This is a genomic window from Elusimicrobium sp. An273 (assembly GCF_002159705.1).
Lineage (GTDB): Bacteria > Elusimicrobiota > Elusimicrobia > Elusimicrobiales > Elusimicrobiaceae > Avelusimicrobium > Avelusimicrobium gallicola.
Window position 1 is genome coordinate 186,230 of record NZ_NFJD01000003.1, and the last position, 12,889, is coordinate 199,118.

The following is a 12,889-nucleotide window of genomic DNA, read 5'->3' on the forward strand; positions in this document are numbered from 1 at the left end:
AGTTCCTACTTTTTATGTCATAATATAGGGGTAAGCGTTTGTACATATCTGGGGGTAAATATGGAGGAGATATTAAAACAACAGCGGGCTTTTTTTGAAAGCGGCGCCACGCTGCCCGTAAAAAACCGTTTGAATTTTTTAAAAAAATTGCGCCATGCCATTCAAACGCACCGGGACGATATTTGCCAAGCCTTATACCAAGACCTAGGCAAAAGCGAAACCGAAGCTTATATGTGCGAAATCGGAATGGCGCTGGAAGAAATTGCGTATTTTCTAAAACATCTTCCTTCTCTTGCCAAAGACAGAACCGTCCGCACCCCGCTTTCCAATTTTCACGCCAAAAGCATTATCAAATTTGTTCCGCGGGGCAACGTTTTAATTTTAAGTCCGTGGAACTATCCGTTTTTGCTTTCTATGGAACCGTTGGTGGACGCGCTGGCCGCGGGCAATACGGCGGTATTAAAACCCAGCGCCTATTCCCCCCATACCAGCGCGCTGATTCAAAAGATAATACAGGAAACATTTCCGCCCCATTATGTCGAGACGGTAACGGGCGGCAGGCAGGAAAACCAAACGCTCCTGACGCAAAAATTTGATTACATCTTTTTTACCGGAAGCACGGCCGTAGGCAAAGAAGTGCTGCGCCGCGCCGCCGAAAATTTAACGCCCGTTACCTTAGAACTGGGCGGGAAAAGCCCGTGCTTGGTAGACGAAACGGCGGATATCGCTTTGGCCGCCCGCCGCATTGTATTTGGCAAATTTTTAAACTGCGGGCAAACCTGCGTGGCGCCGGATTACATTTTATGTCCGGAAAATTTACAACAGCCCCTGCTGGCCGCTTTGCAACGGGAAATTACCCGCCAGTTTGGCCCGCAGCCTTTGGCCAACCCACACTACGGAAAAATTATCAACGAAAAACATTTCCAACGCTTAAGCGCTCTTTTGACGTGCGGCAAAATTGCGGCCGGCGGAAAAACCTCTCCCGCCACCCTGCAAATAGAGCCCACCGTTTTAACAGACGTCTCGTGGGAGGACTCCGCCATGCAGGAAGAAATTTTCGGCCCCATTCTGCCCATTATCACCTATTCTTCTTTGCAGGAAGCGCTGAAAAAAATAGAAAGCCGCCCGCACCCGCTGGCCCTCTATCTTTTTTCTACGGACAAAAAGCGCATTTCGCAAATTACCCAGCAAATTCGCTACGGCGGCGGCTGCATTAACGACACGATTATGCACCTGAGCACGCCCTATCTGCCTTTTGGCGGAATAGGCGAGAGCGGAATGGGGTGCTACCACGGAAAATTCGGGTTTGAAACGTTTTCGCATAAAAAAAGCATTTTATGCAAACGCAACTGGATTGATGTGCCCTTGCGCTACCAGCCGTACTCGCGTTGGAAGCAATGGCTTTTAAAACATTTTTTGCGCTAACAACTTGTGACAAAACAATCACATCGGTCGAGAAAAGGATTCTGCCTGGCCCAGGGAAGATGCAATAAAAATACGCCGGTTCGGGTTGGATAAGAAGAACATCCTTCTTGTCCTCCTCCGGTTTGAAACCGGAGCCCTACACAGATCCCGGCCCTTCGGCCGGGTTTTTAATGCGCGGCAAAAAAGATTTTTCCAACTGTAACAAAAATTCTTTCCGCCACAGCCCTCCGCCATATCCCGTCAGCGTTCCGTCCGCCCCGATTACCCGGTGGCAGGGGATTAAAATGGCAATGGGGTTTACGTGCACCGCCCCGCCCACGGCCCGCGCCGCACGCGGGTTTCCGGCCCACGCGGCCAGCTGGCCATAGCTGCAGGTTTTTCCATAAGGAACCTTTTCAAGCGCTTTCCAAACCCGCATTTGAAACGGCGTTCCTGCCGCTCGCAGCGGAAGATCAAATACGAAACGACGCCCTGCAAAGTATTCATCCAGCTGCCGGCACGCTTCTTGCAACAGCGGGCTGTTCTGGCGGGGAAGCGAGGAGCCGCGCCGGATGCCGGGGAAAACTACCCGGGTAATATATTTCCCGTCACCGGCGACGGTCAGTTCTCCCAGCGGGCTTGGGTAAGAAATATAGGTTTCGGTCATAAATCTGGGTACATCCTATCATTTTTTAGGGCCAGTCCCAAAAAAAATTAGGTCTTTTGACTCTGTTTTTTTAAATAGATATTTACATATAATATAAAAGTTATGAAAAGAGGGAAAAAATTATACATTGTATTGTTCTGTGCTGCACTGTTCTTTGTTTCTTTGCCGCTTTCCGCACAAACTAATAAGAAAGTGGTAAAAAGCATTGTCAACAATGCGGGAAAGACCGCTTCGGAGCAAATTGCCAAAACGGCGGCCTCGGCCCAAGCGCAAAAACTGGCGCAAATTCCGCAAGCCGGCTCTTCGGCCGCTGTGCAATCGGCCGCCAATTCGCTGCAAAAGGACAAACCTACCCTTTCGGTACAGGTCAACCCGACGGTAGCCCGCTTTGTAAACAGAAATAAAAAACTTTTATACGGCCTGCAAAAATCCGTGGGCATTTCTTCCCACAAGGCCGTAGAAAACTTATACCGCTGGGGCGCCAAACCGCTCAAAAAACCCCAACGCCCGGGCCTCCTGAAGGAGCAAACGTTTACCGTACAGGATTTTGCCGAACTGAAATATACCCGCGGCGTAGTGCCGGTTCTCCCGTTCGGGTATCATGCAAAATACATGTACCGCGGCTTAGGGCTTGCTTTAAACGGAAAAGCCGTACGCAATATATTGGAAAACGGGTTATTAATTAAAGACGTCAGCCCGCGTAATAACGACCGCCGTATGGCCTATGCCAGCGCCGGCGGATTAGGCGCAATGAAGGCCATTTTGCGCGAGAGCGTGATCAACTTAACCGATTCTCCCGTGATGGCGTTGCATTACGCCTGGAGAAATAAAGACAAAGGAATGGTGGTGCTGGTTGCCGTAAAAGAAGAACTCAACCGCGGCGGCGTGATTACCGTTCCGAACGATATCCCGGCCGACAAAATAGGCGAAATGGTGGCCTTGCTGCAAGTCCACGGCAAACCGACTTGGTGCCGCATTGAGCTGGCGCCGGAAGGCTTTCGGGTAACACCCTACTCTTCCCCTAAACAAACGAAAGAACCATAGGTCTTAAGACCTATGGTTTTTTTAACGGGGTTACCCTATACTATTCATATAGACTAAACACAGGGGCTGATTATGCATAACAAAAAACTTTTTGCAACCGTACTGGGATTCTTCCTGCTGGCCGGATTCATGCCGCTGCAAGCGCAGCTTGCCAAGCAAGGCCTCCAGCAAATTCCGCGCGCCTTGGGAAAAAATGTGATTGAAGAATCCGCCACGGCGGCCGCATGGAAAAATTTTGGCGGCGTGCTGCCTTCGGCCTCTGCGGCTGCGGCGGCTGCTAAGGTGGAAGTTGCGCCAGCTTCTTTCAAGTCGCAAGTTGCCAAAAAATATCCGGGTGCGGTAGCGGCTTACGAACAAAAAGTTAAAAACCTTTCCTTGCAGCAATCGCTGCGAAGAGTCGTAGAACTGCGCGGATTAACCCCGCCCAAAGGGTGGCCTCAAAAATCGGAACATTCCTTGACCGTTTCCAGCCTCTCCGGCCTTACGCTGGACGGTTACACCGGGGACTGCCCCACCCTGCCGATTCCTACCAGCAAAATTTATCTCTACCGCGGGATGGGCCTTCACGAATCGGCGTTGCGCAACGTGCTTAAAAACGGCCTTCGCGTGCAAGACAGCGGCAAACATTCCAACGATTTAGACATCAATATGCGCCTGGCCAGCATGGGCACCATGCCGGTGTCCCGCCAAATGATGAAAGATATGGATATCCGGCAAACCTATTTAACGCCTAACGCGCAGGAAACCTTGCATTATGCCTATATGTACAGCTTTGAAGAAGGCAAAATCCCGGTGGTAGTTACCGTGCGCGGCTGGCGCAAAGGCAATTCTCACCACGTCATTCGGGAAGATATTCCGGCTTCGGACTTTGTAGAAGTATCGGCGCTGATTCAAGGCCCGAAAGGAGAGCCCGTCTGGTGCCGTGTAGACCTGGCCGACGACGGATACTCTTTCGTCTTTACCCCTTATGTACCCAAACCTTAATTTACAGGGAGAAGATTTCTTTACTTATGAATGAACCTGCTGTGAAAGGAGAAGAAGCCAAGCGGCTTTTTCTTAACGGATATAATTGTGCCCAAGCCGTTTTTTTGGCTTTTAGCAAAGAACTCGGATTAGACGATAAAACGGCTCTTAAACTAAGCTCCGGTTTCGGCGGCGGAATGGGCCGCCTGCGCGAAGTATGCGGGGCCGTCAGCGCGATGTTTATGGTGTTGGGGCTCAAATACGGTTCGGACAATCCTTCCGACCATGCCGCCAAAGCCCAACTCTATGCGCGCGTGCAGGAACTGGCGCGCCGGTTTAAAGAGGAAAACGGTTCCATCATCTGCCGGGAACTGCTTTCCCTGCCGCCCGGCCCGCAGGATCCTACGCCGCAGCCGCGTACGCAGGCCTATTATAAACTGCGCCCCTGCCCGGATAAAGTGGCCAGCGCCGCCGCGATTTTGGAGCAATACCTGCGCGAAAATCCTTAATTTCGTATGCCAAAACCGCTGCATAGTTTTCCCCCGTTGGCCGATGCTCATACCCGCATATTGATTATAGGCAGTATGCCCGGGGCGGCTTCGCTGTCGGCCCACGAGTATTACGCCTATCCGCACAATCAGTTTTGGCGGCTGATGTTTGACCTGTTGGAATCCGGCCGCACACCCGCCAATTATGCAGATAAACAAAACACGCTTCTTGCTCACCGCATCGGGTTGTGGGACTCGCTGGCCTGCTGCGAACGAACCGGCAGTTTAGATTCTGCCATTTCGCGCCCCGTTCCAAACGATTTTCCAACGCTTTTTGCGCGCTTTCCCCATATTCAGACCTTGCTGTTTAACGGGCAGGCTGCACACCGCTACTTTAAACGGGCGTTTAACGGATTTTTAGGAAAAGAAGTTTTTCTTCTCCCCTCCACCAGCCCCGCCCACGCCGCACGCTCCTATCAAGAAAAAAGAGCCTGCTGGCAAAATGCCCTTCGGGCCGCCCTGCAGGAACCTGCCCGATGAATGTATTTTCCGCCTGCACGCTTCTCTTTGCCGCCGCTTTTTTGGCCGCCACATTGCTGCCGGCCCAATCGGAAGGCATCCTGTTTTGGCTGGTCTATACTCAAAAATATCCGACGGCCCTCCTGCTTGCCTTCGCCACGGCAGGCAATGTGCTGGGCGCTTGCGTCAACGCGTGGCTGGGGCGGTATTTGGCGCGGTTTCAGCATAAAAAATGGTTTCCGTTTTCGCCCCGCCAGTTTGAACAGGCCAAGCGGTTTTTCCAAAAATACGGCGTTTGGGCGCTTCTTCTGTCCTGGGTGCCCGTGATAGGCGATCCCATTACCCTGGCCGCCGGGGCGCTGGGCGTGCGCTGGCCTGTTTTTTTGCTGTTGGTAACCCTGGCCAAGCTGGGCCGCTACCTAGTAGTGTGCCACGCGGCGGGCTGGCTGTAAAAACGCGGCAAACGCCCCGATATAACCCTTCTTTTCCCTTTCCAAACACCGTCCAATCCGCTAGGCTTATACAGGGGGTATTATGCCAGAACTGCATATTCTTATTTTTCAATTCGTTATGTCTGTCATTTCGGCCAGCATTATTCCGGCCCAGGGAGAACTGATTATGTTTGCCCTGTTGGCTTCCGGAAAATATACCGACTGGCTGTTACTAACGGTGGCTTGCGGCGGCACTTTTTTGGGCGTGAGCATAAACTGGGTACTGGGCAGATATTTAAGCAAATTTCAAAACGAAAAGTGGTTCCCCGTAAAGGGAGCTTATATTGAAAAGGCCAAAGCCTTGTTTGACAAGCACGGCCGCGCGGCCCTGCTTCTGGCGGGGATTCCCCTCATCGGTGATCCTATTACCATTGTGGCAGGCGCGTTGAAAGTAAATTTCGGGTTTTATCTCGTTACGGCGGGCCTCTCCAAATGTGCCCGCTACGGGCTGGTGTTTTTAATCTATATGGGCATTGTATAGCAAAAAGCCCTTCCCAAAACGGGAAGGGCTTTTTAATAAATCAGGTTGCTCTACTTATACAGCACAGCGCGGAATTCGGCCGTTTTATTAATATTTTTAAACATCCAGCCTTTTTGATCATCATCGTAGAGCGATTCAAAATTTTTAAAATTGCGCCGCACCGCTTTATCCAAATTGTCATACGTATTTTTGCGGTCTTTGCGGCTGAGCCAATAAACACCCGCCAAATTGACATACGGCGTAGGGCTCGTTCCGTCCAGCTTAATAGCCGTTTCCAAATCTTCCTTGGCGCCTTTCCAATCTTTCAAATTCATTTTGGCAAACCCGCGGTTATTATACGGGATGGCCCATTTGGGCATTAATTCAATTGCGCGGGTATAATCGGCGGCGGCTTCTTTAAATTGTTTCATTTCTTCATACACCAACCCGCGCCGGTTGTAAAAAATGGCTTCCGGCTGCAATTTAAGCAACACGGTATAGTCCTCCAGCGCCGCCGGCTTGTCGCCCATATCTTTAAAGGCGCTGGCGCGATAGCGGTAGGCTTGCGCGTAAGACGCCTCGCGGTTAATGGCCTTGCTGTAGGCCGAAACAGCCTCATCCAGGCGGTTTTGCCCCGAATAGATACGTCCCATCCAAAAATACAAATCGGCCGAATCATCCCCCGCTGCGCGCAATTGTTTGAGGCGTTTTATCGCTTCCTCATAGCGGTACGCCCCCAAATAAACCGGAATCATTTCCTTTGATAATTCCAAAGAGGGTTTTCTCTTGCCCAAATACTTTTGGTAATCCCGCAAGGAATCCTCGTACTTTTCCAGCGATGCATTGGCCCGCGCCCGGGCCAAGTAAAAATTCCGGTACGAAGGTTTTAGCGAAATCGCTTTGGAAAAATCGGCCTGCGCCAAGGAATAGCGTCCCATTTTTTGATAGGCAAGCCCCCGTGCATAATAGCGGAACGGATCCCGCGGGCGCAGAGACACGGTGCGGGAATAGTCCGCCAGCGCCTGTTTGTTGCGGCCCAAGCTTAGGTACGCATCCGCCCGGTAGTGGTATGCATCCGCCATCCGGGGCGACTTGGCAATGACTTTGGTAAGCAGTTTAATCTGTGTATTGGGGTTATTTTCCGCCTTGGCCTTGGCAAACAACTGCGAGGCCGTTTGGGCAAACGCACCCATAGCTATACACAGACAAAAAATAATTCCTAAAACTTTGCGCATATCGTGCCTATATTAAACTATTATTTGAGCCAAAATACAAAAAGAAAATTCATCAAAACGATAAATACGCCCCCCGCATACAAAACCCACAAAAGAAGCGTGGAAAACAGCCGCAAATTCAAAAATACCGCCCCTACCAATGTAGCTCTTCCGGCAAACAGTTTTCCTAACTGTACCGTCTTGCCGGAAATTTGCACAATCTTCGCCAACAGTACCGAGCGCAGTGCAAACGTCAGCACCCCCAACAGCACCGCGGCCAGCCACCGCAGCCAAGAGGCGTAATTATATTGCCGAAACAGCCCCGCCACTTCCTGCACGCTGCCCGCCACCACCACTTTGGCTTGCTCCTTGGCAATGCCTTCGTTCATATTATCTATTTTGGAAGCGACTTTTTGCTTAACTAACCCCAACAAATCATCAATAAAGCCCTCCCACGTCGTGCATGCGGCGCGCAAGGCAAAAACGCAGGCGGTTACCAGCGAATAGGAAAACGCAACCAAACCATACAGGCCAAAACAGCACGCCACCAATACCGCCTCTAAAACAGGCGGCCACTGCAACGGCTTAAGCAGAAAAATATAGGTTACATAAGCCGTCATCAAAAAAAGCCCAATTCCGGCGGCCAAATGCGGTAAAAATGCTTTTTGCAACACCGCCAGCAGGCCGGCCAGGGCCTGCATAAATAAGGCCGTGGGGGTGGCGGAGGGTGGGTTAGTCTTCATGGCATCCGCAATGGCCGCAGCAGCCGCCGCAGCAATGACCGCCGGATTTTGTTACCGACGGGATCCGGTCGGAAATTTTTACCATTTTGCCGGATTTTTTGTCGTACACATAGGTACCGGTTTTTTCTTCTTTCATATTTTCATTATAGCAGTTTAACAAACGGGAAAAGCAATAAAAATAGTATAATAAATAGGCGTTTTTACGACGGGAATAAGAAAAGCATAAATTTAATTGAAATGTAAAAACAAAAATGTTAGAATAATAAGGTAGTAAAAAAGAGCAGCAACCATCCGATTTAAGCGCCCATAGCTCAATGGATAGAGTGTCAGCCTGCGGAGCTGAAGATACAAGTTCGATTCCTGTTGGGCGCACCATTTAAAACCACGCGAAAGCGTGGTTTTTTGTTGGCGTGAAAAATCTTGTTCGGACGAAGCTTCCTTGCCTACGCCAATTGGACGAACTTGTCCGCCGTTTCCCTACACTACGGCCTGGGCGCACCATTAAAAACCACGCGAAAGCGTGGTTTTTTTGTTGGCTTTTACAGCCAACAAACTGGCCCACCGTTGCCCTACCATACGGCCCCGGGCGCAAATTAATAACTACGCAAAAACGTAATTTTTGTTGAGGTAAAAAGCTGTCCCGTGCAAAGTTTTCCGCCCCACCCGCTCAAGCGCACTTGGTCGGAGCACTCCTTGGGGAAATGCGCCCTTCTTTTTTCTTTTCCAATCCGCTTCCGCTTTTACGTTTCCTTTCAAAGTTCGGGGTTATGTTATAATAATAAAGTGAAAAAAAGAACAAAACTCTTTTTGGGCGTCCTAATCCTTGCCGCCTTAGCGGCGTGGGTTGTTTGTCACTCCTCCCCGCGGTTTATCTTAAACCCCAGCGGGAGAACCCCTCTCTCGGGCGTATACAAGCTGCCTTTTACCAACCAGTCGCCCCTTACCGTTACCGTTGCCGGACAACGGAACGATGCAGACATTACCCACACTTTCCCCGCCGGCTATGGCAGGGCATTTCCGATACACGGCCTATACCCGCAGGCGCAAAATAAAATTACGGTTCGCTACCAAGGAAAGACGCAAGAATTTACCGTCCCCCTTCCGGAAATACGGGTAAACGGCGGTTTTGTTCCGCCCGCACAAGTGGTTACTATTGAAAAAGACCCTTCTCAGAAAAAGACGGACGACATTTATTTTATCAGCGCCAGCATCGGCGAGAAACACCCCAATTTAAGTTGGGTAATCCTGGGATACAGCCGCAACGGCAACCTGCGCTATTTGAATATAGACGACAAACCCCGCTTAAACGAACTTCAGCGCATCGTGCCCGAAGGAAAAGAAATGATGTTAATAACCGATATCGGCTCCGAAACGCTGCTGGGGCAAAGGCGTTTGGATTTAAGCGGTAAAAACAAAATCGGGCACCACGACCGTGTTAAAAAGGGAGACCATTTTATTTCCTTGGCCAATTCCAAGTGGGGCGTAGAAGACCGCGTCTTGGAACTGGACGCAAAAGGCCATATCGTGCGGGACTTATCCGCCGGAGAACTGGTACGCAAAGCTGTCGGGGCCAATCCGTCCCCCGCCGAACGGGAAATGTTAAACCGCGTCGTCTTTGATGAGCATAATATCTACATCACGAAAAAAAACACCCCGCAGGCCATAGACTGGGCGCATATCAATTCCATCGTATATGACGAAAAAACCGATATGCTGTACTGTTCTTTCCGCAATTTAGGCGTTCTGGCGGTTAAATATACGCCGTGGGAGCTGGTGTGGTGGATGGTAACGGACAAACTGGATTTTCTCCCCCCAGACGACCCCACCGCCAAGCACCGCCGTTTTTTGGATGCGCTTGCTTCTTTGCAAGCGTACCGCGTACGCGGCGACGGGCTGACGGACGGCCCCAAACACCACCACGCCCTTTTTCTGTGGCCGGACGGCACGCTGGGCCTGTTTGATAACCGCGGTTATGCGGGTAACAAAAGCCGTTACGTGGAGTACAAAATTTCGGGCGGACACGGAAAATGGACGGCTAAAAAAACGTATGAGTATTTTGATCCTACGCTTACAAATAATGATTACACGTCGGACATAGACGTCCTGCCAAACGGCAATTTGCTTATTTTGTACGGGATGGAACAAGTGGTTGTGGAAGTAGACAAAAACACGAAAGAAAAGCGCTACCAGCTTAATTTCGCCCTGCCTACCGAAATGATATACCGCGTAGACAAGATGCCCTTCTATCCTACCCCGGGGCGAGAATATCCCAAGGAACATAAATTTTAGCTTAGCCGCCCCCGGCGGTTAACTGAGCGCCCGCCCGCGGCATCACATTCCCGCCGCCGCTTCAACCGGCTAAGCGCGAGGAACTACTCATCTATTTTTTGTACGCGGCAAATGGCCAAATCTTTGGAATAAACGGTAAAATTGGTAACGAAGCGTTGGCAATCTTCCCGTTTCCCTTTAAGCCCAAAGCGGGCCAAAGTGGCCGGATTGACAATCATCGGCCAGTCCACAGAAACAATATAGATGGGGCCTTGGTGGCGGGCAATTTTGTCCCGCTGCAGCTCTTCAAAACGAAAACGGTAATACTGCGCCGAGATATTATTGCGCTGGGCAGCCTGCCGGCGGAACTGTTCCGGGTATTCTTCCGGCTTGGAGAGAAATCCGCCCATATAGACGGCCTTCGGGTTTAAAAGCGGGGCCAAATATGAAGAGGGCAAATGCATGAAAAACACCAGGCTGTTGTCTTCAATTTTGGGCTTCTTGTCAAAAATGACCGCTTGCTCCAAAAACATTTCGTGGTGCCAGTCCGGCGCTTGATAGCCCCACATGCTGATTCCGACACAAAGCAAGGCCGCATATCCCCCCCACCGCGTTTTATGTATTGCGGCGCACACTCCCACCACTACCAACCCGCACAAAGCCTCCAAAACCGCCGCATAGCGCAAAATGGAAAACTGCACCAACCACACCACATACCCGACCCCGCTGTAGACCGCCACCGAAACAGCCGCTTCTTTTTTTACACCGCCCAATTTATTTTTAGCAATCAGTATCCCCCACCCCGCCAAGGCCGCCAAAAACAGCGCCAAGCGGCTGTCCTGCACGGGCGCCTCCGAAACATACGTCCCGGGGGCAAACGCCCAAAAGAAGGGATAAAACAACCATTGCGCCCACGTGGTCGGGAAGAAACGCGTTTCGGTTACGTTAACATTGTCAAAATAAGGAGAATGAAACACGGTGTTGTAATACGGGAATACCGGATTGCCGTACAACGTAAAATTCTGCCACATAAAGTAGCCGTTTGTCAGCAAAAATCCAAGAATGCCGCACAGAGCGTATAGCATGAAAACCTTCCCGGGTTTTTTAAAGCGTGTCAGATAGACCAACAGCACCGCCGTAAGCGCCACACAGCAAGAGGCCCCCGTCAGTTTAAGCCCGGCCGTGGCTCCGCTCAGCAGGGCGGCCATGTATACGCCATACGTTTTTTGGGGCTGTTGCACCGCCCGCAAGAGAAGCCAAAACGCCAAAATATGAAAAACCGCCAACGGAATTTCGTTGGTGCTGGTGCCGACTTGAGACATAATCCCCGCCGCACTGCACCCTATAAAAGCGGCCACGGCCGCATACGTTTTGGGATATTGCGTGCGGCTGAAAACATCGCGCGCCAGCCGATACACCAGCCAAATCAATACCCCGTAGGGAAGGCCCATAAAAAAGCCGATCCACTTGGGAGAATTAAAAAACGCAGAAAAAAGCCCGTACAAATATACATCCGGAAGCGGATTTAAAGCCGAGTGGACGCCGGCGGCAAACACGTCCTGCCCTATTTTGCCGTTAAGGAGGGCATAGGGATTATACAGGTGATAGTTTAACAAATCAAAATTTACATCTATGCCCAGCCACACGCTGTAGAGCCCGCCTAGCAGCATCAGCAGCAGCAAAAGCAAAACAGAAGGAAGATGCAAAGAAAGATATTTTTTCACGGTTTTATCGGGCAAATAAACTTTTTAAGATAATATACAAATGCCGCATTCCGTCCCGCCAGGGGCGCAAGTACGGCGTGTGGGAAGGGTGCGCCCGGCGCAGCGCAATCGGCACTTCCAAATAGCGCAGGTTCTGTTTGGCTGCGGCAATCAGCATTTCGCTGGCGTATTCCATCCCCGGCTGTTTTAAGCCAAGCGGCGCATAAATCTTCCGCAAAAATGCCCGCATGCCGCCATTGCAGTCATACACCGCGATTCCGTAAAACCAGCGAATCAGGGCCGAGAGCACGGGCGTTCCAAAATAGCGATTCATCCAAGGCATGGAGCCTTTTTCCTGCGTGTTATTTAAGCGGTTTCCCAAGACAAAATCCTGCTTGCCCTGTAAAATGGGAGTTACGAGTTTGGGAATATCGTAAAACGGGTAAGAACAGTCCGCATCTCCAAAAAGCACCACCTCGCCGCGGGCGGCCAAAATGCCGCCGTTTACGGCGGCGCCGTATCCGCGCCGAGCTACCGGCACCACGCGGGCCCCAAAAGAGCGGGCCACTTGCGCACTGCCGTCTGTAGACCGGTTATCCGCAACGATAATTTCATAAGGAATATGCATCTTATCAGCGGTTTGCTTAATTTCCCGCAAGCACACGGCAAGAGACTGCTCTTCGTTTAGACAAGGCAGCACCACGCTTAAAATAGGGTTAGAAGATGTAAGAGGCATCGTTAAGTTAAGCATATAAAAAGAGAGGGTAGGACGTAAATTTTCTTTTGGAAACGAAATAAAGATAACATCTTTACCCCGTTTTAATTTTCGCTCCCAACTAAACGGGGCTAAGCTATTTTCCCCGATGCAAAATAGGAAAAACGGCCTTGTGACAGGCGCGCCCGGTGACACGACTCTTTCTAAAAA

14 protein-coding genes and 1 tRNA gene are annotated in these 12,889 nt (G+C 50.7%); 9 read left to right on the top strand and 6 right to left on the bottom strand.

The genetic code is table 11. The annotated features are described in order from the left end of the window. The first annotated feature begins 60 nt into the window (after window positions 1–60). The gene (locus B5F75_RS05140) at window positions 61–1,425 is read left to right on the top strand and encodes an aldehyde dehydrogenase (protein ID WP_087288642.1); all 1,365 of its coding nucleotides are present in this window, start codon (window positions 61–63) and stop codon (window positions 1,423–1,425) included. A gap of 136 nt (window positions 1,426–1,561) precedes the next feature. Here the strand turns inward: B5F75_RS05140 and B5F75_RS05145 are convergent, their stop codons facing one another. After that, the gene (locus B5F75_RS05145; protein ID WP_087288643.1) at window positions 1,562–2,071 is read right to left on the bottom strand and encodes a methylated-DNA--[protein]-cysteine S-methyltransferase; all 510 of its coding nucleotides are present in this window, start codon (window positions 2,069–2,071) and stop codon (window positions 1,562–1,564) included. A 102-nt stretch (window positions 2,072–2,173) separates the two neighbouring features. Here B5F75_RS05145 and B5F75_RS05150 point away from each other — a divergent pair, with 102 nt between their 5' ends. From B5F75_RS05150 to B5F75_RS05175, 6 genes are all read left to right on the top strand, one after another. Continuing rightward, window positions 2,174–3,115 carry a hypothetical protein gene (locus B5F75_RS05150; RefSeq protein ID WP_087288645.1) on the top strand — a complete coding sequence of 314 codons (942 nt, stop codon included), beginning with the start codon at window positions 2,174–2,176 and terminating at the stop codon, window positions 3,113–3,115. 72 nt (window positions 3,116–3,187) lie between these two features. Continuing rightward, window positions 3,188–4,099 (top strand): hypothetical protein, encoded by a 912-nt coding sequence (locus B5F75_RS05155; RefSeq protein WP_087288647.1) that lies wholly within the window; start codon window positions 3,188–3,190, stop codon window positions 4,097–4,099. Window positions 4,100–4,125: 26 nt separating this feature from the next. Further along, window positions 4,126–4,587, top strand: a complete 462-nt coding sequence (locus B5F75_RS05160; RefSeq protein WP_087288649.1) for a C-GCAxxG-C-C family protein — start codon at window positions 4,126–4,128, stop codon at window positions 4,585–4,587. Between the two features lie 6 nt (window positions 4,588–4,593). Further along, the gene (locus B5F75_RS05165; protein WP_087288651.1) at window positions 4,594–5,106 is read left to right on the top strand and encodes a DNA-deoxyinosine glycosylase; all 513 of its coding nucleotides are present in this window, start codon (window positions 4,594–4,596) and stop codon (window positions 5,104–5,106) included. Beyond that, window positions 5,103–5,537 (top strand): YqaA family protein, encoded by a 435-nt coding sequence (locus B5F75_RS05170; protein ID WP_087288653.1) that lies wholly within the window; start codon window positions 5,103–5,105, stop codon window positions 5,535–5,537. Before B5F75_RS05165 ends, B5F75_RS05170 begins: the two co-directional genes overlap by 4 nt. 82 nt (window positions 5,538–5,619) lie before the next feature. Next, window positions 5,620–6,057, top strand: coding sequence for a YqaA family protein (locus tag B5F75_RS05175; protein WP_087288654.1), 438 nt, complete (start codon window positions 5,620–5,622; stop codon window positions 6,055–6,057). A 50-nt stretch (window positions 6,058–6,107) separates the two neighbouring features. On the opposite strand, the gene B5F75_RS05180 is transcribed toward B5F75_RS05175, so the two are convergent. The 3 genes from B5F75_RS05180 to B5F75_RS07370 are packed head-to-tail and all read right to left on the bottom strand — an operon-like array spanning window position 6,108 to window position 8,129. After that, complete coding sequence (locus B5F75_RS05180) at window positions 6,108–7,271, bottom strand: tetratricopeptide repeat protein (protein ID WP_087288656.1); 1,164 nt, start codon at window positions 7,269–7,271, stop codon at window positions 6,108–6,110. Between the two features lie 20 nt (window positions 7,272–7,291). Continuing rightward, window positions 7,292–7,993 carry a hypothetical protein gene (locus tag B5F75_RS05185; RefSeq protein WP_143351259.1) on the bottom strand — a complete coding sequence of 234 codons (702 nt, stop codon included), beginning with the start codon at window positions 7,991–7,993 and terminating at the stop codon, window positions 7,292–7,294. Further along, window positions 7,983–8,129, bottom strand: a complete 147-nt coding sequence (locus tag B5F75_RS07370; protein ID WP_158093782.1) for a hypothetical protein — start codon at window positions 8,127–8,129, stop codon at window positions 7,983–7,985. The genes B5F75_RS05185 and B5F75_RS07370 overlap by 11 nt, the downstream gene beginning before the upstream one ends. Before the next feature lie 164 nt (window positions 8,130–8,293). On the opposite strand from B5F75_RS07370, the gene B5F75_RS05190 reads away from it, so the two are divergent. Together B5F75_RS05190 and B5F75_RS05195 are read left to right on the top strand one after the other, a co-directional pair. Beyond that, window positions 8,294–8,368, top strand: a tRNA-Arg gene (locus B5F75_RS05190). Between the two features lie 408 nt (window positions 8,369–8,776). Next, complete coding sequence (locus B5F75_RS05195; RefSeq protein ID WP_158093783.1) at window positions 8,777–10,282, top strand: aryl-sulfate sulfotransferase; 1,506 nt, start codon at window positions 8,777–8,779, stop codon at window positions 10,280–10,282. Window positions 10,283–10,365: 83 nt separating this feature from the next. On the opposite strand, the gene B5F75_RS05200 is transcribed toward B5F75_RS05195, so the two are convergent. After that, window positions 10,366–11,985, bottom strand: coding sequence for a glycosyltransferase family 39 protein (locus B5F75_RS05200; RefSeq protein ID WP_143351260.1), 1,620 nt, complete (start codon window positions 11,983–11,985; stop codon window positions 10,366–10,368). A gap of 4 nt (window positions 11,986–11,989) precedes the next feature. Continuing rightward, window positions 11,990–12,715 (bottom strand): glycosyltransferase family 2 protein, encoded by a 726-nt coding sequence (locus B5F75_RS05205; RefSeq protein WP_087288663.1) that lies wholly within the window; start codon window positions 12,713–12,715, stop codon window positions 11,990–11,992. Window positions 12,716–12,889 lie beyond the last annotated feature (174 nt).

Excerpts from the sequence above, each read along its gene's own strand:
- B5F75_RS05155 (WP_087288647.1), top strand. The coding sequence starts at position 3,188 with ATGCATAACAAAAAACTTTTTGCAACCGTACTGGGATTCTTCCTGCTG.
- B5F75_RS05150 (WP_087288645.1), top strand. The coding sequence starts at position 2,174 with ATGAAAAGAGGGAAAAAATTATACATTGTATTGTTCTGTGCTGCACTG.
- B5F75_RS05185 (WP_143351259.1), bottom strand. The coding sequence starts at position 7,993 with ATGAAGACTAACCCACCCTCCGCCACCCCCACGGCCTTATTTATGCAG.
- B5F75_RS05205 (WP_087288663.1), bottom strand. The coding sequence starts at position 12,715 with ATGCTTAACTTAACGATGCCTCTTACATCTTCTAACCCTATTTTAAGC.
- B5F75_RS07370 (WP_158093782.1), bottom strand. The coding sequence starts at position 8,129 with ATGAAAGAAGAAAAAACCGGTACCTATGTGTACGACAAAAAATCCGGC.
- B5F75_RS05175 (WP_087288654.1), top strand. The coding sequence starts at position 5,620 with ATGCCAGAACTGCATATTCTTATTTTTCAATTCGTTATGTCTGTCATT.
- B5F75_RS05165 (WP_087288651.1), top strand. The coding sequence starts at position 4,594 with ATGCCAAAACCGCTGCATAGTTTTCCCCCGTTGGCCGATGCTCATACC.
- B5F75_RS05160 (WP_087288649.1), top strand. The coding sequence starts at position 4,126 with ATGAATGAACCTGCTGTGAAAGGAGAAGAAGCCAAGCGGCTTTTTCTT.
- B5F75_RS05170 (WP_087288653.1), top strand. The coding sequence starts at position 5,103 with ATGAATGTATTTTCCGCCTGCACGCTTCTCTTTGCCGCCGCTTTTTTG.
- B5F75_RS05180 (WP_087288656.1), bottom strand. The coding sequence starts at position 7,271 with ATGCGCAAAGTTTTAGGAATTATTTTTTGTCTGTGTATAGCTATGGGT.
- B5F75_RS05140 (WP_087288642.1), top strand. The coding sequence starts at position 61 with ATGGAGGAGATATTAAAACAACAGCGGGCTTTTTTTGAAAGCGGCGCC.
- B5F75_RS05145 (WP_087288643.1), bottom strand. The coding sequence starts at position 2,071 with ATGACCGAAACCTATATTTCTTACCCAAGCCCGCTGGGAGAACTGACC.